This window comes from Pseudomonas proteolytica (genome assembly GCF_007858275.1).
Taxonomy (GTDB): Bacteria; Pseudomonadota; Gammaproteobacteria; order Pseudomonadales; family Pseudomonadaceae; genus Aquipseudomonas; species Aquipseudomonas proteolytica.
Map to the genome: position 1 here is coordinate 1 of NZ_VFEV01000066.1, position 21,158 is coordinate 21,158.

20 protein-coding genes are annotated in these 21,158 nt (G+C 61.6%); 12 read left to right on the top strand and 8 right to left on the bottom strand.

Annotated elements, in window-relative coordinates; translation table 11 throughout:
- Positions 1-218: 218 nt before the first annotated feature.
- Complete coding sequence (locus FIV38_RS28830; RefSeq protein WP_029299917.1) at positions 219-563, bottom strand: cupin domain-containing protein; 345 nt, start codon at positions 561-563, stop codon at positions 219-221.
- A 305-nt stretch (positions 564-868) separates the two neighbouring features.
- Here FIV38_RS28830 and kynB point away from each other — a divergent pair, with 305 nt between their 5' ends.
- Both kynB and kynA read left to right on the top strand, forming a co-directional pair.
- Entirely contained in the window at positions 869-1,519 is a 651-nt protein-coding gene (gene kynB, locus FIV38_RS28835; RefSeq protein WP_070994420.1) for an arylformamidase, read from the top strand.
- Positions 1,516-2,373, top strand: coding sequence for a tryptophan 2,3-dioxygenase (gene kynA / locus FIV38_RS28840; RefSeq protein WP_029299913.1), 858 nt, complete (start codon positions 1,516-1,518; stop codon positions 2,371-2,373). Before kynB ends, kynA begins: the two co-directional genes overlap by 4 nt.
- A gap of 187 nt (positions 2,374-2,560) precedes the next feature.
- On the opposite strand, the gene FIV38_RS28845 is transcribed toward kynA, so the two are convergent.
- The 4 genes from FIV38_RS28845 to antA all read right to left on the bottom strand — a co-directional run bounded on the left by FIV38_RS28845 (position 2,561) and on the right by antA (position 7,100).
- Complete coding sequence (locus FIV38_RS28845) at positions 2,561-3,964, bottom strand: amino acid permease (protein WP_092233248.1); 1,404 nt, start codon at positions 3,962-3,964, stop codon at positions 2,561-2,563.
- Positions 3,965-4,035: 71 nt separating this feature from the next.
- Positions 4,036-5,043 (bottom strand): anthranilate 1,2-dioxygenase electron transfer component AntC, encoded by a 1,008-nt coding sequence (antC, locus tag FIV38_RS28850; RefSeq protein ID WP_092233250.1) that lies wholly within the window; start codon positions 5,041-5,043, stop codon positions 4,036-4,038.
- Positions 5,044-5,217: 174 nt separating this feature from the next.
- Entirely contained in the window at positions 5,218-5,709 is a 492-nt protein-coding gene (antB, locus tag FIV38_RS28855; RefSeq protein WP_029299908.1) for an anthranilate 1,2-dioxygenase small subunit, read from the bottom strand.
- Complete coding sequence (gene antA, locus FIV38_RS28860; protein ID WP_092233252.1) at positions 5,709-7,100, bottom strand: anthranilate 1,2-dioxygenase large subunit; 1,392 nt, start codon at positions 7,098-7,100, stop codon at positions 5,709-5,711. Before antA ends, antB begins: the two co-directional genes overlap by 1 nt.
- Before the next feature lie 309 nt (positions 7,101-7,409).
- On the opposite strand from antA, the gene FIV38_RS28865 reads away from it, so the two are divergent.
- On the top strand, positions 7,410-8,411 hold the full coding sequence (locus FIV38_RS28865) for an AraC family transcriptional regulator (RefSeq protein WP_092233255.1): 1,002 nt from the start codon (positions 7,410-7,412) through the stop codon (positions 8,409-8,411).
- 70 nt (positions 8,412-8,481) lie between these two features.
- Here the strand turns inward: FIV38_RS28865 and FIV38_RS28870 are convergent, their stop codons facing one another.
- Positions 8,482-9,357, bottom strand: a complete 876-nt coding sequence (locus FIV38_RS28870; RefSeq protein ID WP_029299903.1) for a LysR family transcriptional regulator — start codon at positions 9,355-9,357, stop codon at positions 8,482-8,484.
- A 114-nt stretch (positions 9,358-9,471) separates the two neighbouring features.
- On the opposite strand from FIV38_RS28870, the gene FIV38_RS28875 reads away from it, so the two are divergent.
- The 3 genes from FIV38_RS28875 to catA are packed head-to-tail and all read left to right on the top strand — an operon-like array spanning position 9,472 to position 11,875.
- On the top strand, positions 9,472-10,599 hold the full coding sequence (locus FIV38_RS28875; RefSeq protein WP_029299902.1) for a muconate cycloisomerase family protein: 1,128 nt from the start codon (positions 9,472-9,474) through the stop codon (positions 10,597-10,599).
- Positions 10,600-10,612: 13 nt separating this feature from the next.
- Positions 10,613-10,903 carry a muconolactone Delta-isomerase gene (gene catC, locus FIV38_RS28880; RefSeq protein ID WP_092233258.1) on the top strand — a complete coding sequence of 97 codons (291 nt, stop codon included), beginning with the start codon at positions 10,613-10,615 and terminating at the stop codon, positions 10,901-10,903.
- Between the two features lie 42 nt (positions 10,904-10,945).
- The gene (gene catA / locus FIV38_RS28885) at positions 10,946-11,875 is read left to right on the top strand and encodes a catechol 1,2-dioxygenase (RefSeq protein WP_092233261.1); all 930 of its coding nucleotides are present in this window, start codon (positions 10,946-10,948) and stop codon (positions 11,873-11,875) included.
- A gap of 121 nt (positions 11,876-11,996) precedes the next feature.
- Here catA and FIV38_RS28890 read toward each other — a convergent pair whose 3' ends face one another.
- Positions 11,997-12,470, bottom strand: coding sequence for an Lrp/AsnC family transcriptional regulator (locus FIV38_RS28890; RefSeq protein ID WP_029299899.1), 474 nt, complete (start codon positions 12,468-12,470; stop codon positions 11,997-11,999).
- A gap of 143 nt (positions 12,471-12,613) precedes the next feature.
- Between FIV38_RS28890 and kynU the strand changes: the two genes are divergently transcribed.
- Positions 12,614-13,864 (top strand): kynureninase, encoded by a 1,251-nt coding sequence (gene kynU / locus FIV38_RS28895; protein WP_029299898.1) that lies wholly within the window; start codon positions 12,614-12,616, stop codon positions 13,862-13,864.
- 150 nt (positions 13,865-14,014) lie between these two features.
- Positions 14,015-15,445 (top strand): amino acid permease, encoded by a 1,431-nt coding sequence (locus FIV38_RS28900; RefSeq protein WP_029299897.1) that lies wholly within the window; start codon positions 14,015-14,017, stop codon positions 15,443-15,445.
- Here the strand turns inward: FIV38_RS28900 and FIV38_RS28905 are convergent.
- On the bottom strand, positions 15,442-16,371 hold the full coding sequence (locus FIV38_RS28905; RefSeq protein WP_092233264.1) for a LysR substrate-binding domain-containing protein: 930 nt from the start codon (positions 16,369-16,371) through the stop codon (positions 15,442-15,444). The genes FIV38_RS28900 and FIV38_RS28905 overlap by 4 nt on opposite strands.
- Before the next feature lie 190 nt (positions 16,372-16,561).
- On the opposite strand from FIV38_RS28905, the gene FIV38_RS28910 reads away from it, so the two are divergent.
- The 4 genes from FIV38_RS28910 (at position 16,562) to FIV38_RS28925 (ending at position 20,637) form a co-directional block, all read left to right on the top strand.
- A complete protein-coding gene (locus tag FIV38_RS28910; protein WP_092233267.1) occupies positions 16,562-17,326 on the top strand; it encodes a sulfite exporter TauE/SafE family protein in 765 nt (254 codons plus the stop codon).
- A gap of 122 nt (positions 17,327-17,448) precedes the next feature.
- Entirely contained in the window at positions 17,449-18,039 is a 591-nt protein-coding gene (gene mdaB / locus FIV38_RS28915; RefSeq protein WP_029299894.1) for an NADPH:quinone oxidoreductase MdaB, read from the top strand.
- Between the two features lie 41 nt (positions 18,040-18,080).
- Entirely contained in the window at positions 18,081-18,977 is an 897-nt protein-coding gene (locus tag FIV38_RS28920; protein ID WP_029299893.1) for a LysR family transcriptional regulator, read from the top strand.
- Between the two features lie 214 nt (positions 18,978-19,191).
- Positions 19,192-20,637 (top strand): SulP family inorganic anion transporter, encoded by a 1,446-nt coding sequence (locus FIV38_RS28925; protein WP_092233270.1) that lies wholly within the window; start codon positions 19,192-19,194, stop codon positions 20,635-20,637.
- Positions 20,638-21,158: the final 521 nt, after the last annotated feature.

Genomic DNA, 21,158 nt, shown 5'->3' on the forward strand with positions numbered 1-21,158 from the left:
TGTACCTATGTGACTATCCCTTGGGCAGACTTGGACGCGGCAAGAGCCGCATCCAAGCTTCAAATGTGTAAACGATGTCCCCGGTTTCAGATGTAAAGGATGTCTACGGTTCTACACCCCCGTTGGGTGGCGAAGCCACCCCAGTAGGCCTGCGAGGCGGTAGGTTTTGGGGCGGCTTCGCCACCCAGCGGGGGTGCCCCCTCGCCACAGAGTCTGTATCAGGCAAATACGAAATATTTACGCACCGTCTCGACCACTTCCCACGTGCCCTTCATCCCGGGCTCCACCACAAAGATATCCCCAGCGCGCAAATGGATCGGCTCCAGGCCGTCCGGGGTGATCACGCAGTAGCCTTCCTGGAAATGGCAGTATTCCCACTTCACATATTCCACCCGCCATTTGCCAGGGGTGCAGATCCAGGTGCCCATGATCTTGCTGCCGTCTTCGCTGGTGTAGGCGTTGAGGTTGACGGTGTGCGGGTCGCCCTCGAGCTTCTCCCATTTGCAGGCATCCAGGACCGGCAGGGGGTGGGTGTCGCGCAATACGGTGATGGGCTGGGACATGATGGCTCCAAGGCAGGAAAGACAAAGATGAACCCTATAGCGCCGGGGCGAATGCCAGTGGTCTGAACTCGACATCGGGATGCCCAGAAGCGCATTGGCATACGATCTGCAAACCTGCACAGCCCCCCTGTGGGAGCGGGCAAGCCCGCTCCCACATTTTTATCTGTGGGGCTGAAGGATCCATTCACTAATCAGACGTTTCTTCGCAGTAAGTGCGAAAGAAATCCTGCCTGGCGCTGGAAATCGCAAGAATATTTACCGCTGGCCCTCGTATCATTCACTTTAGAAACAACCGAGAGCCTCGTATGAATCCAATAAAAACGTGGTGGGATATCAGCCCACCCTTGAGCACCGCCACCCCGACGTGGCCGGGCGATACGCCGTTCCAGGAAGAACGCGTCTGGCAGTTCGGCCCCGAATGCCCGGTCAACGTCGGGCGTATCACCCTGTCGCCCCACACCGGTGCCCATGTCGATGCGCCGTTGCACTACAGCGCCGACGGTGCGCCTATCGGTGAAGTCTCGCTGGACGTGTATATGGGCCCGTGTCGGGTGCTGTACTGCCTGGACAGCGGCGCGCTGGTACAGCCGGAGCAGTTGCAGGGCCACCTGGATAACCTGCCGGAGCGGGTCCTGCTGCGTACTTATCACAAGGCGCCCCTGAGCAATTGGGATTCGAACTTCACCGCCGTCGCCAAGGAAACCGTCGAGCTGCTGGCCAGCCTGGGTGTGCGCCTGATCGGCATCGACACCCCGTCACTGGACCCGCAACAGTCCAAGACCATGGATGCCCACAACGCCGTCGCCCGCCATGGCATGGCGATTCTCGAAGGCATCGTGCTCGACGATGTACCGCAAGGCGATTATGAGTTGATCGCCCTGCCGCTACGTTTTGCCAACCTCGATGCCAGCCCGGTACGAGCAATCCTGCGCCCGCTCAAGGAGCCCACGCGATGAGCCAGTGTCCTTTCTCCCCTGATTACCAGCCGCCGGAAGAATGGCATAACGCTGAGCTGAATTTTTCCGAGTCCATGAGCTACGGCGACTACCTGGACCTGGGCAAAGTGCTCACGGCCCAACACCCGTTGTCGCCGGACCATAACGAAATGCTGTTTATCATCCAGCACCAGACTTCCGAGCTGTGGATGAAGCTGATGCTCCACGAACTCAAGGCCGCCCGTGAGCACGTGCGCCTGGGTGAGCTGGCGCCGGCATTCAAGATGCTGGCGCGGGTCTCGCGGATCTTTGACCAACTGGTGCACGCCTGGGCGGTACTGGCGACCATGACGCCGTCGGAATACAAGTCGATCCGGCCGTACCTGGGGCAGTCGTCGGGCTTCCAGTCGTTCCAGTATCGGGAAATCGAGTTCATCCTCGGCAATAAAAGCGCGGCGCTGTTGCGGCCCCATGCCCACCGTCCGGAGTTGCTCAAGGAACTGCAAGTGGCGATTGCCACGCCGTCGCTGTATGACGAGGCGATCAACCTGATGATCAAGGCGGGCCTGGCGATTGACCCGCAGCGCGCGCAACGCGATCCGACGGCGCCTACGGTGCATGACGAATCTGTGGAAGCGGCGTGGCGCGAGGTGTACCGCGATCCGAACCGGTACTGGGACCTGTACCAGTTGGCCGAGAAGTTTATCGATCTGGAAGACTCGTTCCGCCAATGGCGCTTCCGCCATGTGACCACGGTGGAGCGGATCATCGGCTTCCAGCCGGGCACCGGCGGCACCGAGGGCGTGGGTTACCTGCGCAAGATGCTCGACACCGTGCTGTTCCCCGAGCTGTGGCGAGTGCGGTCAACGCTCTAATAAAAAAGCCCCGGTTCTCCGGGGCTTTTTCATTGGCAATACATTCCTATTGTGGCCCTGTTCATGTGGGAGCGGGCTTGCCCGCGATGCAGGCGCCTCGGTCGTTCAGTTAGACCGAGGCGCCGGCATCGCAGGCAAGCCAGCTCCCACACAAGCCAGCTCCCACACAAGCGGGCCCCTACACAGGTTACTGCGCGACAGCCACGGCCTTGGTCTTCCTGGAGCGCAACCAGTACGCCAGGAAAAGAATCCCCACCCACACCGGCATCGCATACACCGACGGACGCATGTCCGGAATCGCCAGCATCACGCCCACGATCACCAGCATGAACGCCAGGCACAGGTAGTTGCTGAACGGGAACCAGAAGGTCTTGAACGACGGCACCACGCCTTGTTCGCCCATGGCCTTGCGGAACTTGATGTGGGTCAGGCTGATCAGCGCCCAGTTGATCATCAGCGAGGCAACCACCAGCGCAAACAACAGCACCAGGGCATCCTTGGGCGCCACGTAGTTGATCACCACGCACAGCAGCGTCACCAGGGCCGAAATGCCCAGGGCACGCAGTGGCACGCCTTGCTTGTTGAGCTTCATCAGCGCCTTGGGCGCGTCGCCTTGCTCGGCCAGGCCGAACAGCATGCGGCTGTTGCAGTACACGCCGCTGTTGTACACCGACAGCGCCGCAGTCAGCACCACGAAGTTGAGGATGTGCGCAGCGGTGTCGTTACCGATCAGCGAGAAGATCTGCACGAACGGGCTGGCGCTGTAGGCATCGCCCGAGGCGCCGAGGGTTTGCAGCAGTTGATCCCATGGGTACAGCGACAGCAGCACGGTGAGTGCGCCGACGTAGAAAATCAGGATCCGGTACACCACCTGGTTGATCGCCTTGGGGATCACTTTGCGTGGCTCGCTGGCTTCGGCTGCGGTAATACCCACCAGCTCCAGGCCACCGAACGAGAACATGATGAAGGCCATGGCCATCAGCAGGCCCATGCCGCCATTGGGGAAGAAACCGCCGTGGTCCCACAGGTTGCTGATCGACGCCTGCGGGCCGCCGGTGCCACTGAACAGCAGGTAGCAGCCGAGCACGATCATGCCGATGATCGCCACCACCTTGATGATCGCGAACCAGAACTCGGTCTCACCGAAGAACTTCACGTTCAGGGTGTTGATCAGGTTCACCGCAATGAAGAACACCACGGCACTGACCCAGGTCGGTATTTCCGGCCACCAGAACTGGATGTACTTGCCCACCGCCGTCAATTCGGCCATGCCCACCAGCACATACAGCACCCAGTAGTTCCAGCCGGCGAGGAAGCCTGCGTAGCCGCCCCAGTATTTGTGGGCGAAGTGGCTGAAGGAGCCGGCGACCGGTTCCTCGACGATCATCTCGCCCAGCTGGCGCATGATCAGGAACGCGATGAACCCGGCTATCGCATAGCCCAGGATCATCGACGGCCCCGCCGACTTCAGCACCCCGGCCGAACCGAGGAACAAGCCCGTACCAATCGCCCCACCCAGGGCAATCAGCTGAATATGCCGGTTTTTCAGGCCACGCTTGAGGCCCACCGGGTTAACCATGTCATCCGCCATTAACATTCCCTTCTACTTGTTTTTTTCAGGGTTGATCCTGCACGCCAGACCCGCCCCTCACTGCTGAGGGGTCAGATATTACTCTCGGTAAACTTTTCGTAATACAGCTGAACGCCATCAAGTGCCTGTTCTTGCAGCCAGTTCTTGATGGATTCGACCATCGGAGGGGGGCCACATACGTACATATCGGCCGATCTATCCCGCAATTCGGCCAGGTCGAAATGCTCGGTCAAATACCCGCGCTTGCCCAACCACTGCGGCGATGGGTCGCTGAGCACTTCGGTGTAGCGAAATCCCGGGATTGATTCGGCATAGGCCTGGATGCGCTGCGCTTCGCACAAGTCTTCAGCACCACGCACGCCGTAATACAAATGCACCGGTTGCTCGCAGCCGCGCTCGGCCAGTTCGTCCAGCATCCCCAGCAGCGCCGACAATCCGGTACCGCCGGCCACCAGCACCAGTGGCTGGGTGACGTGGCGCAGATAAAACGCGCCCAGAGGTGCCTCCAGTTGCAGTTCATCGCCGACCTGGCAGCGTTCGCGGATGTAATTGCTCATCACCCCGTCCGGCAGCAGGCGGATCAGAAACTGCAAACGGTCGCCCGGACGGTTGGCAAAGGAGTACGAGCGCTGGCTATCGGTACCGGGAATCGACAGCCGGGCGTACTGGCCCGGCAGGAAATCCAGGCCCTGCTCAAGCTGCACCGACAAGATCGCCGTGCTGGCCGACACCTGTTGTACCTCGCACACCGTGGCGCGGACCAGCGCCGGCCCCGGCGCATTGCACAGGCTTGAATCGAAATCGAAGTAAAACGCCGCGTCGGATTGCACCCGGGTCTGGCAACTGAGCATTTTGCGCTGTTGCAGGTCGAGGCTGGAAAGCGCCTCGTCGTCCACATAATCCTGGCTGTAGTCGCCGGACTCGCAACGCCCCTGGCAAGTGCCGCAGACACCTTCGCGGCAATCAAGGGGGATCTTGATCCCGTTGCGCAGCGCCGCGTCCAGCAAGATCTCGTTGGCGCCCACCGGGAAGAACAAGGTCTTGCCGTCGGCAAAACTGAAGGCCACTTTGTGATTCATCCACCGTTCTCCGCGTAGATAGATTTGCCCCTGTGGCGAGGGGGCTTGTACCCCCGTTGGGCTGCGCAGCAGCCCCAATTGGTTAACCCCATTCCAGCGGGCCAAACGCGGCGCCTGGTTTTGGGGCCGCTGCGCAGCCCAGCGGGGGACAAGCCCCCTCGCCACAGGGGACTGTTAGAGGTGGTAGAAATCCAGCACCGAGTTGATGGTGTCGTTGAGCAGCAGCGCATGCTTGCGCGTGATCAGCCAGCTGTCGCCATGGGGCTTGAGGCTATAGGTGGCGTGGCCATAGAACTGCTCCGACATCGCCAACCGATAAAACAGCGTGTGCCAGTTCAACCGCACCTCCAGGCAGCCGTCTGCCAGCTCGGTAACCCGCACGTTGTTGATCAGGTGCAAGGTGCGCGGCATCGGTGTGGCGGACGCAGCCTTGCCAGTGCGCAGGCGGAACACCCGGTCTTCCAGGCCCGAGCGGTTGGCGTAGTAGATCAGCGACATCTCGCGCTTGGGGTCGCGGGTATAGACGTGTTCCGAATCCCACTGCGGCAAATGGAACTCACTCTGCGGGTCAAACAACTGCACATAGGCATCCCAGTCCTGGGCGTCGCACAGCTCGGATTTGCGGTAGAAAAACTGCTCGATCTGGTACTGCAATTGCGCGTTCATCATTTCACCTCGTGCAGTTTCAGGGCTTGTGCGTCGAGACCGTCCAGCAGGAATGTCTGCCAGTTGCGGTGCTGGTTGACGTACAGCCCTTCGTGGGTGAATTCGGTGCCGGTCATCGCCGGTGTAATGCCGATGGCCTCGCTGTTGGGCGTCGACCCGGTTGCCCAGCGGTGGCTGCCCCGGGAGATATCGCTCCAGCGTTCCAGGCGGCCCTGGAAACCACGTTGGGCTTCGCGAAACTCCACCAGGTCATCCGGGGTGCCCATGCCGGACACGTTGAAGAAGTCTTCAAACTGGCGGATCCGGTTTTCGCGGTCGGCGTCGGACTCGTGCTTCACCCCCAGGCACTGGCTGATGATCTCGGTCTTGTTCCACGCCACCGGGCGGATGATGCGCAGTTGCGAGCTGATCTGGTCGAGGAAGAACAGGCTCGGGTAGACGTTCAGGTTGCGCAGGCGGTGCATCATCCACTCGGCCTTCTGCTGGCCGTGTTCTGCCACCAGGCGCGGCATGATGGTGGCGTAGCCGGAGCGCACACTGGGGTTGGGCATGTCGCTGAACAACACGCTGTGGCCGTTGTTAAAGGCAAACCACCCGTCATCGGTGTTGGCATCGCCAGCGCCGAGCTTGCTGTAGTCCAGCGTGCTGCCCGAACCGGTGCCATTCTCGGTATTCACCTGCTGGCGATGCTGCACCGTGGCCACGTAGTTATAGTGCACGGTGCTGACGTGGTAGCCGTCCAGGCCGTTTTCGTTTTGCAGCTTCCAGTTGCCGTCGTAGGTATAGGCCGACTTGCCCGGCAGCACTTCCAGCTCACCGGTGGCGGACTGCGCGACCATCATGTCGAAGAACACTTTGGCGTCGCCGAGGAAGTCTTGCAGGCTGTCGGTGCCCTGCACGTCGAGGCTGATAAACACAAAGCCCTTGTAGCTTTCGATGCGCGCCTTCTTCAGGCCGCGGGTGGCCTTGTCGAAACCTTCCGGGTATTCCCCCGGCGCCTTGACCTTCACCAGGCGGCCATCGCTTTTGTAGCACCAGGCGTGGAACGGGCAGGTGAAGGTGGACTGGTTGCCCTTGCCGACGCGGGTCAGGGTGGTGCCGCGATGCTGGCAGGCGTTGATCAGCGCATTGAGCTGGCCTTCACCGTCGCGGGTGATGATCATCGGCTGGCGCCCGGCGCGCATGGTCACGAAGTCATGGTTGTTGGCCAGTTCGCTTTCGTGGCAGGCGTAGATCCAGTTCTTTTCGAAGATCAGTTCCATCTCCAGGTCGAACAGCTCGGGCTCGGTAAACATGTCCCGGGCGATGCGGAACACGCCCTCGGCCGGACGAAAGTCCAGGCAGCTTTCGATAAATGTTTTCCACTGCTCGACGCTTCTTGCACCACTCATGGGAGGCACCTTTTATTGGGTAGCTAATCGGTGGTTCATTAGAGGCGGGCAGGGGGGCGGCCAGCTATCCGCTTAATGGGGGAAGATGGGCCGCATAGTTGGGGCGCAAATACCCACTTCAGTGCAAGGGCATGCGCCAATGGGCTACTGTCTTGCCAGGCAATGGTCGCAAAAGCGGGCTTCTTATCCACTTAGTCGGCGGTCGTTATCCATTGAGTGGGTAAACCGCCTGCGTGGCGCAGAACTTGCCTTGATCCACCGGACGCGCCGTCAGAGCGCGCTGGCCACAACCGCCGTGAGTGCAACCTGATGAGTAGCCATACACGCGATATCCGCATTGAACGTTTCGACCTTGAAGGCGCCCGCAGTTGGATGTCGGGCATCTGCGGGCCCCATCGGCTGGAAACCACCACCCCGGAACGCCTGCGATTCCACCACAGTGCCAATGTGTTCAAGTCCCGCGCCACTACGCTGGGGGTAATTGAGTACGGCACCGACGTGACCATCGATATCGAAGACGCCGAACACTTCAGCAGCTACAGCCTGAGCTTGCCGCTGGTGGGCGAGCAGGAGCTGAGCAAGGGTGGCCAGCGCCTGATCTCCAACCGCGACCAGGGTGTGATCATTTCGCCCAATGAACACCAGGTGCTGGCGATCTCCGGCGATTGCCGCAAGCTGCAAGTGGTGATTACCCGCGCGGCAATGAGCGAAACCCTAGAGGGCCTGTTGCAGCGCCCGATCGATGCGCCGCTGCGCTTTGAGTCGGTGATGGACGCGGTGCAGGGCGCACCCGCAGCGTGGTGGCGCATGGCGCGGCACTTCATCGCGGAGCTGGAACACAGCAGCGAACTGTATGACCAGGCCGCCTTCACCCGTGACCTGGAAAGCTCGCTGATCAAGGGCCTGATCCTGGCCCAGCCGAACAACTACTCCGAAGAGCTGCGCGACGTGCTGGGGGTCAAGTTGCCCCACTATCTGCTCCGCGCCCGCCAGTATATCCACGCCAACGCCCGCGAAGCGTTGCACCTGGAAGACCTGGAGGCGGCCACCGGCGTGTCGCGGTTCAAGCTGTTTGATGCCTTTCGCAAATACTTTGCCCTGTCGCCCATGGCGTATTTGAAAAAGTACCGCCTGAGCGCGGTGCGCCAGGAAATTCTCGAACACGGGGCCACCCGCACCATTTCCGAGATTGCCCTGGGCTGGGGCTTTACCCACCTGGGAAGGTTTTCGGCGGAGTACCGCAAACTGTTCGATGAGTCCCCCAGCCAGACCTTGCAGCGCAACGATGCCCGACGCATGCGCGGTGCCTGAACACACCGCAGATCCAATGTTGGAGCAGGCAAGCCAGCTCCTACATTGGATCAGTGGTGTTTGGGCGATTTCAGATCAGCTCTTCAACCAATTGCAGGCAATGACCCAACCCCGGCGATTGATCATTAATCCGCCGGCTGAGAATGATCGGCGACGTCGCGGTGGCCTCGACAATCGGCGTATAGCCGATATCCGCCCGGTGCAGCATCTGCACCGAGGCCGGCACCAGCGTCACGCCCATGCCCGCGCCGACCAGGCCGATGGCGGTTTGCAATTCATTGGTCCATTGCGCCACCTTGATCGCCAAACCGTGGGTGTCGAACAGTGCGATCACATGGTCGGCATAGCTGGGGCGCGGGTTGCCGGGATAGAGCACCAGTGGCTCGGCGGCCAGTTGCGCGAGCGTTACCGGCGCGCCCAGCAGCGGGTGCCCGGCGGGCAACACTGCCACCAGCCGATCCTCCACCAGCACGCGCTGGACGATGGCTGGGTCGTCAATGCGAATCCGCCCGAAGCCCACATCGATGCGTCCGGCCTTGAGCGCTTCGACCTGTTGCAGGGTCGTCATCTCCGCCAGCCCCAACTCCAGCTCCAGCGCGTCATGGCTGCGCAGGCGGCGAATCAGCTCTGGCAGCACGCCATACAGGGTCGAGGGGGCAAAACCGATGCCCAGCCAGGTCTTCTGCCCCAGGCCAATGCGCCGCGTGTTATCGCAGGTCTTGGCCAGTTGTTCCAACAGCACATTGGCGTGTTCATAGAAGTAGCGCCCGGCTTCGGTCAGCCGCAGTGGCCGGCCACGCTCCAGCAGGACCACGCCCAACTCATCCTCCAATTGCTGGATCTGCCGGCTCAACGGCGGCTGGGCGATGTGCAGGCGTTCGGCGGCGCGGGTGAAATTCAGGGTTTCCCCCAGCACCTGGAAGTAACGCAAGTGGCGCAGTTCCATACGGGTTCCTCTCATACCTTGAGGGTATTGTTCGAGACCAATTCTATATTGGAAGCCAACAACAATGGGCGACAGAATCAGGCCAGACCTATAAAGAACCCAACGGGTATTGCCATGCCGATTTGCGCCATCGAGTCGATCGAAACCATCATCGTCGATCTCCCCACCATTCGCCCGCACAAGCTGGCGATGCACACCATGCAAAACCAGACCCTGGTGATCATTCGTGTGCGTTGCGCCGACGGCATCGAAGGCATTGGCGAGTCCACCACCATCGGTGGCCTGAGCTACGGCAACGAAAGCCCCGACAGCATCAAGACCAATATCGACCACCACTTCGCGCCGCTCTTGATCGGCCAGGACGCCAGCAATATCAACGCGGCGATGTTGCGCCTGGAGCGCAGCATCCGTGGCAACACCTTTGCCAAGTCCGGTATCGAAAGCGCCTTGCTCGATGCCCTCGGCAAGCGCCTGGGTTTGCCCGTCAGCGAACTGCTCGGCGGCCGCGTGCGCGATGCCTTGCCGGTGGCGTGGACCCTGGCCAGCGGCAACACCGCAAAAGACATCGAAGAGGCCGAGAAGATGCTCGACCTGCGCCGCCACCGCATCTTCAAGTTGAAGATCGGCGCCGGTGAAGTCAGCCAGGATCTGGCCCACGTGATCGCGATCAAAAAGGCCCTGGGCGAGCGCGCCAGCGTGCGGGTCGACGTCAATCAGGCCTGGGACGAAGCCGTGGCCCTGCGCGCCTGCAAGGTGCTGGGTGACAACGGTATCGACCTGATCGAGCAGCCGATCTCGCGCAACAACCGTGGCGGCATGGCCCGGCTCAACCTGTCGAGCCCGGCGCCGATCATGGCGGACGAATCCATCGAATGTGTCGAAGATGCCTTCAACCTGGCCCGCGAAGGTGCGGCCTCGGTGTTCGCCCTGAAGATCGCGAAAAACGGCGGCCCGCGCGCAGTGTTGCGCACGGCGGCGATTGCCGAGGCGGCGGGGATCGGCCTGTATGGCGGCACCATGCTCGAAGGCGGGATTGGCACCCTGGCCTCGGCCCATGCGTTTCTCACCCTGAACAAACTGGCCTGGGACACTGAGCTGTTCGGGCCGCTGCTGCTCACCGAGGACATCCTCAGCGAGCCGCTGGTGTATCGCGATTTCCACCTGCATGTCTCGACCGCCCCGGGCCTGGGCCTGGCCATCGATGAGGAGCGCCTGGCGTTCTTCCGTCGCGACAAACATTAAGAGGACGCCTGGGATGTTGTTTCACGTAAAAATGACCGTAAACCTGCCCGTCGACATGAACCCCGAGCGCGCGGCGGCCCTCAAGGCCGACGAAAAAGCCCTGGCCCAACGCCTGCAAGCGCAGGGCAAGTGGCGCCACCTGTGGCGTATCGCCGGGTTGTACGCCAACTACAGCGTGTTCGATGTCGACAGCGTGCAGGAACTGCATGACCTGCTGATGCAACTGCCGCTCTATCCGTACATGGCCATCGAAGTGAATGCCCTGTGCCGGCATCCGTCGTCGATCAATGAGGATGACCGCTGAGTCTGTCTAGCCACCTAATAATTACAAGATGAGGATTGCACCATGTCCATTCGACTGTCCCAGACTGCCCACGCCCAGCGCTTCCTCGAAGAAGCCAGCGGCAACCTCAATGACGCCGGCAACCCGCGGGCCAAGGCGCTGATCTACCGGATCCTGCGTGATACGGTGAATATCATCGAAGACCTGGAAGTGACCCCGGAAGAGTTCTGGAAGGCGGTCAACTACCTCAATGAGCTGGGCAAGAACCAGGAAGCCGGGCTGCTCGCCGCAGGCCTGGGCCTGGAGCATTACCTGGATATGTTGATGGACGCGGCCGACGAGGAAGCCGGCAAGTCCGGCGGTACCCCGCGCACCATCGAAGGGCCGCTGTACGTGGCCGGCGCGCCGCTGTCCAAGTTCGAAGCGCGGCTGGACGACGGCCTGGATGCGGCGGTGCCGCTGTTCATGCGCGGGCAGGTGCGCGATGTCGACGGCAAGCCATTGGCCGGGGCGATTGTGGACGTGTGGCAGGCCAATACCGGCGGCACTTACTCCTGGTTCGACCCGACGCAATCGGAGTTCAACCTGCGTCGCCGGATCGAGACCGATGCCCAGGGCAACTACCGCTTTCGCAGCATCGTCCCGTCCGGCTACGGCTGCCCGCCGACCGGCCCGACCCAGCAGTTGCTCGATCAACTGGGCCGCCACGGCCAGCGGCCGGCGCATATCCACTTCTTCATCTCGGCACCGGGGCATCGGCACCTGACCACGCAGATCAACCTGTCGGATGATCCGTATCTGCACGATGACTTTGCCTACGCCACCCGGGACGAGTTGATTGCCGAAATTCGCTTCAGCGAAGACCCGCAACTGGCACGGGAATTTGGCGTGGAGGGCAAGTTTGCGCAGATCGATTTTGACTTCGAACTACAGCCGGCGGCCGCGCCCGTAGAGCAAACACGCATGCAACGCGTGCGCGCCCTCGAAGACTGAATGCGGTAAAAATGTGGGAGCGGGCTTGCTCGCGAAAGCGGTGTGTTAGTCAATACATCTGGTGACTGACACCGCTTTCGCGAGCAAGCCCGCTCCCACATTGGTTTTGTGGTGGGGCTGGTTATTTGCGTACGACCAGGTCCAGCACCTCATCCCGATCCTTGATCTTCTGCAGCACGATCTCCGAGCGGATATCCATCACCCCCGCCGTGCGGTTCAGGTGGTTCACGATAAAGTCGGAGAAGTGCTTGAGGTTGCGCGCCTGCACCCGCAGCACATAGTTGCTGGCGCCGGTGATCACGTAGGCGCTGGCCACTTCCGGCCAGCCCTGGACCTTCTTGATAAAGGTCTCGTGCCAATCCTCCATATCCTGGCGCAATGACAGGTGGACGATGGCTTCCAGCTCGATCCCCAACTGCTCGGCATTGAGCACCGCGCGATAACCACTGATCACGCCCTCACTCTCCAGCAGGCGCAAACGGCGCAGGCAGGCGGATGGCGACAGGGCGACTTTCTCCGCCAGTTCCTGGTTGCTGATACGGCCATCCTGTTGCAGGAAATGCAGGAGGCGCAGGTCGGTGGCGTCGAGAATCATGCTTAGAATTAATCCGCGTATTTGGAGGTTAAATTCGAATTTCCTACAGCTTATTAAGCCAGTTGTAGCGCACTTTGCACGAAAATTCTGCAAATCTTCGTTCATTATTTGGTCCATCGTCACCTATAAAAACAGGACTTTCCATGACCAGCCGAAACCATTGCCAGACCCTCGACGCCCAGGACCCGCTGGCGCCACTGCGCGATCAATTCGCCCTGCCGGAAGGCGTGATCTACCTCGACGGCAACTCCCTCGGCGCGCGTCCGGTGGCAGCGCTCGAACGGGCGCAAGCGGTCATCGCCGAGGAGTGGGGCAACGGTCTGATCCGCAGCTGGAACAGCGCCGGCTGGGCCGACCTGTCCCAGCGCCTGGGCAATCGCCTGGCACCGCTGATCGGCGCGGGCGAGGCTGAAGTGGTGATAACCGATACCACCTCGATCAACCTGTTCAAGGTGCTCAGCGCAGCCTTGACCGTGCAGCGCCAACGCCAGCCGCAACGCAAAGTGATTGTCAGTGAAGCGAGCAACTTCCCCACCGACCTGTACATCGCCGAAGGCCTGGCCGCGCTGTTGCAACAGGGCTACTCCCTGCGCCTGGTGAACAGCCCCGAGGAGCTGCCGCAAGCCATCGACCAGGACACGGCGGTGGTGATGATCACCCACGTCAACTATAAGACCGGCTACATGCACGACATGCAGGCGCTGACCGCGCTGAGCCATGAGTGCGGTGCGCTGGCGATCTGGGACCTGGCGCATTCGGCGGGCGCGGTGCCGATCGACCTGCACCAGGCCGGCGCCGACTACGCCATTGGCTGCACCTACAAATACCTCAACGGCGGCCCGGGTTCCCAGGCGTTTGTGTGGGTCAACCCAGCGCTGGTGGAGTTGGTGACACAGCCGCTGTCGGGCTGGTTCGGCCATAGCCGCCAGTTCGCCATGGAGTCCAACTACGTCGCAGGCAAGGGCATCACCCGCTACCTGTGCGGCACCCAGCCGATCACCTCGCTGGCGATGGTCGAGTGCGGCCTGGATATCTTCGCCCAGACCGACATGGCCAGCCTGCGCCGCAAATCCCTGGCGCTGACCGACCTGTTTATCGAGCTGGTGCAAAGCCGCTGCGCCGCCCACGACCTGACCCTGATTACCCCGCTCGAGCATGCCAAGCGCGGCAGCCATGTCAGCTTTGAACACCCGCAAGGCTACGCCATCGTCCAGGCGCTGATCGCCCGTGGCGTGATCGGTGATTACCGTGAGCCGAAGATCATGCGTTTTGGCTTTACCCCGCTGTACACCAGCTTTACCGAGGTGTGGGATGCGGTGGAAATCCTCGGCGAAATCCTCGACGGCAAAACCTGGGACCAGCCACAATTCAAAGTGCGCCACAGCGTCACCTGAGAACACCACAAAACCCCTGTAGGAGCTGGCTTGCCTGCGATGAAATCGCCTCGGTCTGACTGACTACCGAGGTGCCTGCATCACAGGCAAGCCAGCTCCTACAGGTGCCTGGTCAGCAGTCAACATCACAATAATAAAGGGGCACGCCACGTGACCACGCCAGACAACGGCTTTGCAGCAATCACCAATCGCGAACTGGGCCTGCGGCGCCAGCTCACTTCCGGGCAGATGAGCATGATCGCCATCGGTGGCGCCATCGGTACCGGGTTGTTCATGGGCAGTGCCTACGCCATCGGTTATGCCGGGCCCAGCGTGCTGGTCAGCTACGCCATCGGCGCGTTGATCACCCTGTTGTTGATGGGCTGCCTGGCGGAGATGACGGTGGCCCATTCCACCTCCGGCTCCTTTGGCGCCTACGCCGAGTTCTATATCAGCCCATTGGCCGGCTTCCTGGTGCGCTATGCCTACTGGGCGGCGATTGTGCTGGCGGTGGGCGCCGAGGTCACGGCGGTGGCGATGTACATGAAGTACTGGTTCGCCAACGTGCCGGAATGGGTGTGGATCGTCTCGTTCTCCAGCGTGTTGATCGTGCTCAACGCCATCAGCGTGAAGACGTTCGGTAACTTCGAGTACTGGTTCTCGACGATCAAGATCAGCGCCATCGTCGGTTTCATCATCCTCGCGGTGTACGTGGTGTTCGGCTCTGGCAACCCGGATTACGGGGTGCAGAACTACACGGCCCACGGCGGGTTTTTCCCCAATGGCCTGAGCGGTATGTGGATTGCGGTGATTGTGTCGATCTTCAGCTACCTGAGCGTGGAGATGATCGCAGTGGCAGCGGGTGAAGCGGCCGACCCGGAGCAGGCGGTGAAAAAAGCCTTCCGCGCCACGATTGTGCGGCTGGTGGTGTTCTACCTGCTGACCCTGGCGTTGATGCTCGCCATCGTGCCGTGGAACCAGTCCGGGCAGAGCCAGAGCCCGTTTGTCACGGTGATGCAGACCATCGGCATTCCCGGCGCCACCGGGGTGATGAACTTTGTGATTTTGATTGCCGCGTTGTCGGCGATGAACAGCCAGCTCTACATCACCACGCGCATGATGTTCAGCCTGTCCCGTGGCGGCTTTGCGCCAAAATCCATGGGTGCCCTGAGCAAAAGCGGGATCCCGCTCAACGCCCTGTTGCTGTCCAGTTCGGGCATTGCCCTGGCGACCTTGTTGAACGTGGTGTACCCAGAAAGCTCCTTCACCCTGATGATGGCCATCTCGATGTTTGGTGCGATCTTCACCTGGTTCATGATCTTCCTCACGCACCTGTTCTTCCGCCGCTACCGCAAGCGTCACGGCGGGCCGAAGTTATCCTTCCAACTGCGGTTGTTCCCCTACAGCACGCTGCTGGGGCTGGTGCTGATGGGCGCGGTGATGATCACCACGTTCTTCACCGAGGCGTTCAAGATGACCCTGGTGTTTGGCGTGCCGTTCCTGTTGATCCTGTCGGCGGTGTATTACGTGTTCTTCCGCAAGCGCCGCGCAACCCCTGTAGGAGCGAGCGTGCTCGCGAAAAACCCGAGTACGCCACGTTAAACCTGCAAGCCCGCGTTATCGTTGACGACCTTCGCGGGCAAGCCCGCTCCTACCGTGAGTGCGTCCAGCAGGGCAGTGGCATAACCCGGCAACTGCTCGAACGAACGTGCGCACAACAGCAGTTTGCGACAGGCCCAGTCCTCCGTCAGGGGCTGGGCCTGCAATTGCTCGGCGTGGGGCCAGCGCAGCAACGCCGCCCGCGGCACAATCCCCAGCCCTGCGCCACGGGCGACCATGCGCATCACCCCATCAAAGCCGTCGGCGCGCACCCGGGTCTGCAAGCGAAAACCTGCGTGCAGTGCCTGTTCTTCCAGGTACACCGCCAACGCGCTGTTGGCCGCCAATCCCACATAGTCGTGGAACAGACTGTCGATAAAACTCACCGGCCCTGCCGTCAGCGGATGACCTATGGGCATGATCAGCACCAGCGGGTCATCGCGAAATGCCCGGGTCTGTAAGCCGTGGGTGTCCACCGCATCGGAAATTATCCCCAGGTCTGCCGCGCCCTGGCGCAAGGCGTGGGTGATGCGCAGGCTGGGCAGTTCCTGCAGGTCGATATCAAGGTTGGGGTGGGCGCAGAGAAAGTCCGCCAACAACTCCGGCAGGTACTCACTGAGGGCGGTGGTGTTGCACAGCAGGCGCACCTGGCCTTTGACGCCGTTGGCGTACTCCGTTAGCTCCTGTTGCAGGCGCTCGGCCTGTTGTAACAACAAGCGGGCATGACGGGCCAGGGCGTTGCCAGCGGCGGTCGGGGTCACGCCGCGCCGGCCGCGCAGTAGGAAGGCGACGCCTGATGAGGCTTCCATCGCCCGGATGCGCGCACTGGCGGCGGCCAGGGACAAATGGCTGCGGGCGGCACCAGCGGTGATGTTGCCAGTGTCGAGGATGTGCAGGTAGAGGCGCAGGTCGGTCAGGTCAAAGTGCATGGCTGGAAATCCCGGGTGCCTGGAAGGGCCTTATCGCAGGCAAGCCAGCTCCCACATTTGAATGTGTTCACAAATCCAAATGTGGGAGCTGGCTTGCCTGCGATAGCGTTCTGAGCCTCACGCAAAACAAGAGGCTGCCTCAGTATATGGCGAATTTCCAACCCCTCGCCAAACCCGCACAATTCCCGCCATGACCACCTTCCTCGCGTTCTACCAAAACCTCGGCCCAGCCCTGACGCTGCTGGTGATCGGTACCTTCCTGCTGGCCGGCACCGTCAAGGGTGTGATCGGCCTGGGCCTGCCCACCGTCGCCATGGGCCTGCTCGGCCTGGCTATGCTGCCGGCGCAGGCTGCAGCCCTGCTGATCATCCCGTCTACCATCACCAACCTCTGGCAACTGGCCTTCGGTGGGCACTTGGGCGCCTTGAGCAAGCGCCTGTGGCCCATGCTCCTGCTGATTTTTCTCGGCACCGGGCTCGGTTCACTGTGGCTGGGTATGGACGGTGGTGCATGGGTGGTGCGGGCATTGGGCGGGGCATTGCTGGTGTATGCGCTGTGCGGGTTGTTCCTGCCGGCGTTCAGCGTGCCGATCAGCACCGAACTCTGGCTGGGCCCGGTGTGTGGCCTGTTGACGGGGGTCATCACCTCGGCCACCGGCGTGTTCGTGATCCCGGCCGTGCCGTACCTGCAAGCGCTGGGCTTGAACCGTGACCAACTGGTGCAGGCGCTGGGCTTGTCTTTCACTGTGTCTACCCTGGCCCTGGCGGCCGGGCTGTTCTGGCGCGGCAACCTCGGTGCCGGCGAGTTGAATGCCTCGCTGCTGGCGCTGGTGCCGGCGCTGCTGGGCATGTGGCTGGGGCAAAAGCTGCGCCAGCGCATCAGTGGCGTGCTGTTCAAGCGTGTGTTTTTTATCGGCATGGCGGCACTGGGCGGGCACTTGCTGATTGGCGGCTAGCGCAACAATCAAATGATTACTCGTGCTTGAAGGTCAAAAGTGTTTTGCCGATCCGTGGCTTACTCACCCGAGGGGTTGCCCGTAGCCTGCGCTCATACATTTTCAACCTTCAGGTAACCCCCATGAAAAAAGTTCTGTTGCTCAACGGTGGTAAAAAATTCGCCCACTCGGACGGTCGCTATAACGACACCTTGCACGACGCCGCCCTGGCCGTGCTGGACCGTGGTGGTATCGACGTGAAAGTCACCCACATCGACGCCGGCTATGACGTTGCGCAAGAAGTTGCCAAGTTTCTCTGGGCCGACGTGATCATCTACCAGATGCCCGGCTGGTGGATGGGCGCGCCGTGGATCGTCAAGAAGTACATTGACGAAGTCTTCACCGAAGGCCACGGCAGCCTGTACGCCAGCGATGGCCGCACCCGTTCCGACGCGTCGCAGAAATACGGCAGCGGCGGCCTGATCCAGGGCAAGCAGTACATGTTGTCGCTGACCTGGAACGCGCCGCAGGCGGCCTTCGACGATCCGAGCGACTTCTTCGAAGCCAAGGGCGTGGATGCGGTGTATTTCCCGTTTCACAAGGCCAACCAGTTCCTTGGCATGAGTGGCCTGCCGACGTTCCTCTGTGTGGACGTGATGAAGCGCCCCTCCATCGAGGCTGATGTGCTGCGTTACGAGCAGCATCTGGCTCAGGTGTTTAACCTGCCCCGGTAATACGGCTAGTATCCACGCAGCCGTATTCACGAGGATTCACGTTGAAAGCCCGATCCGATGAGCTACAGATCTTCGTCTGCGTGATTGAATGCGGGTCGATTTCCGCCGCTGCCGAACAGGTCGGGCAGACGCCTTCGGCTGTCAGCCGTACCTTGTCACGGCTTGAAGCCAAGCTCGACACCACCCTGATCAACCGCACCACGCGGCGCATGGACCTGACCGAAGAGGGCAAGTATTTCTTCGAGCAGGCCAAGCTGATCCTGGCGCAGATGGAGGAGTTGGAAGAGCGCCTGTCGTCGCGGCAGAAAACCCCGTCCGGGCGCCTGCGGATCAACGCGGCGTCGCCGTTCATGCTGCATGCCATCGTGCCGTACGTCGCGGAGTTTCGCCGCCTGTACCCGGATATCCAGTTGGAGCTCAACAGCAACGACTTGATCATCGACCTGCTGGAGCAGAGCACCGATATTGCGATCCGCATCGGCACCCTGGCGGACTCGACCCTGCATGCCCGCTCCCTGGGCTGCAGCCCGCTGCATATCCTCGCCAGCCCCGCGTACCTTGCGCAGCACGGTACGCCGAGCACGGTGGCCGAGTTGGCGGATCACACGTTGCTGGGCTTCACCCAGACCGAAACCCTCAACCACTGGCCGCTGCGCCATGTGCAGGGTGATCGTTGGCAGATCGAGCCGGGCATTGCCGCGTCCAGCGGTGAAACCCTGCGCCAGTTGGCGCTGGAAGGGCAGGGGATCGCCTGCCTGTCGCACTTCATGACCATCGAAGACATCAACGCCGGCCGCTTGCAGACGGTACTTGCCCCGTTCAACAGTGGTTATCGCCAGCCGATCAATGCGGTGTACTACCGCAACTCGCAACTGGCCCTGCGTATCCAGTGCTTCCTCGACTTTATCCAGGAAAAACTGGCGCGCTACGCCTGTTGACCCGACTGTTCACCTGTGGCGAGCGGGCTCGCCCCGCGCTGGGCTGCGAAGCGGCCCCAATAAGCTCATCGCGTTTCTTCAGACAAAACGCGGTGCCAGGGATCGGGGCTGCTACGCAGCCCAGCGCGTGGCGAGCCCGCTCGCCACGGTGGTCCCCACTCATGTATTTGCGTACCATCGCCACCTCATTTCCCGCAATTCCCCCGGTAAACCCATGAAGCTCTCTCGTCTGCGTGCCGACGCCCTGGCCGGACTCACCACGTCTTTTGCCTTGCTGCCCGAATGCATCGCCTTTGCCCTGGTGGCCCACCTCAACCCGCTGATGGGGCTGTATGGTGCCTTTATCATCTGCACCTTGACCGCCTTGTTCGGCGGCCGGCCGGGGATGGTCTCGGGGGCGGCCGGTTCGATGGCGGTGGTGATCGTCGCGCTGGTGGTGCAACACGGAGTGGAGTACCTGCTGGCGACGGTGCTGCTGGGCGGTTTGATCATGATTGCCTTCGGCCTGCTACGCCTGGGCAAACTGGTGCGCATGGTGCCGCACCCGGTGATGCTCGGCTTCGTCAACGGCCTGGCGATCATCATTGCCCTGGCGCAACTGGAGCATTTCAAGAGCGGTGAGGCCTGGCTCAGCGGCACGCCGTTGTATGTGATGAGCGGGCTGGTGGCCGCGACCATGGCCATCGTCTACCTGTTGCCGCGCCTGACCCGCGCGGTGCCGCCGGCGCTGGTGGCGATTCTCGGCGTGGGGCTGGCGGTGTACCTGCTGGGCTTGCCCACGCGCACCCTGGGCGACATGGCCCATATCGCCGGCGGCCTGCCGACCTTCGCGCTGCCGCAGATTCCCTGGACCCTGGAAACCCTCGGCATCATCGCGCCCTACGCGATTTTGATGGCGATGGTGGGGCTGCTGGAAACCCTGCTGACCTTGAACCTCACCGATGAAATCACCGAGACCCGCGGCTACCCCGACCGTGAAAGCGTGGCCCTGGGCGCGGCGAATATGGTCAGCGGGGTGTTTGGCGGCATGGGCGGCTGCGCAATGATCGGGCAGACCGTGATCAACCTCAGCTCTGGCGGGCGCGGGCGCTTCTCCGGGGTGTTTGCCGGGGTGATGATCCTGCTGTTTATTTTGTTCCTGTCGCCGCTGATCGAGCGCATTCCCCTGGCGGCGCTGGTGGGGGTGATGTTCGTGGTGTCCCAGCAGACGTTTGCCTGGGCGTCGCTGCGGGTGATCAACAAAGTGCCGCTCAATGATGTGTTGGTGATCATGGCGGTGACGGTGATCACCGTCTTTACCGACCTGGCCACCGCGGTGCTGTGCGGGATTGTGATTGCCGCGCTCAACTTTGCCTGGCAGCAGGCCCGCGAGCTGTACGCCGATGAACATCTGGAGGCGGATGGCAGCAAGCTCTACCGGCTGCACGGTACGTTGTTCTTTGCCTCGACCACGCCGTTCCTGAACCAGTTCGACCCGGCCAACGACCCGGCCCAGGTCACGCTGGACTGCCGGCACCTGAGCTTTGTCGACTACTCCGCCATCGCGGCTTTGATGACCTTGCGCGAGCGCTATAGCAAGGCTGGCAAGCACCTGCGGGTGCTGCACTTGTCCGAGCGCTGCAAGAAACTGCTCAAGCGCGCGCGAGTGCAACACGACTGATCCCCCTGTAGGAGCGAGCTTGCTCGCGAAAAACGTCAACGATAACGCGGGGCTTCTGGACGCACGCGGCGCTCTCAGGTTTTTCGCGAGCAAGCTCGCTCCTACAGGTGCTCACGGCTTGCCGGCGATGGGGCCAGGAGATCGACGCAGGCTTATGGGCCGACGAGGTTTTCCAGTTCTTCGGCGCGGGTGCAACACGATTGATCCTCATCCCCTGTAGGAGCGAGCTTGCTCGCGAAAAACGTCAACGATAACGCGGGCTTTCTGGATGCACGCGGCGCTCTCAGGTTTCTCGCGAGCAAGCTCGCTCCTACAGGTGCTCACGGCTTGCCGGCGATGGGCATAGGTATCTACACAACTTTGCCGCAACGCCTAAATCCAGGCAGATAGCGCCGTTGTGGCGAGCGGGCTTGTCGGAACGCCGCATCGCCCGCGCTGGGCTGCGAAGCAGCCCCAATAAGCCGAATGCGTTGTACCAGATACACCGCAGCGGCTGGTTTTGGGGCTGCTTCGCAGCCCAG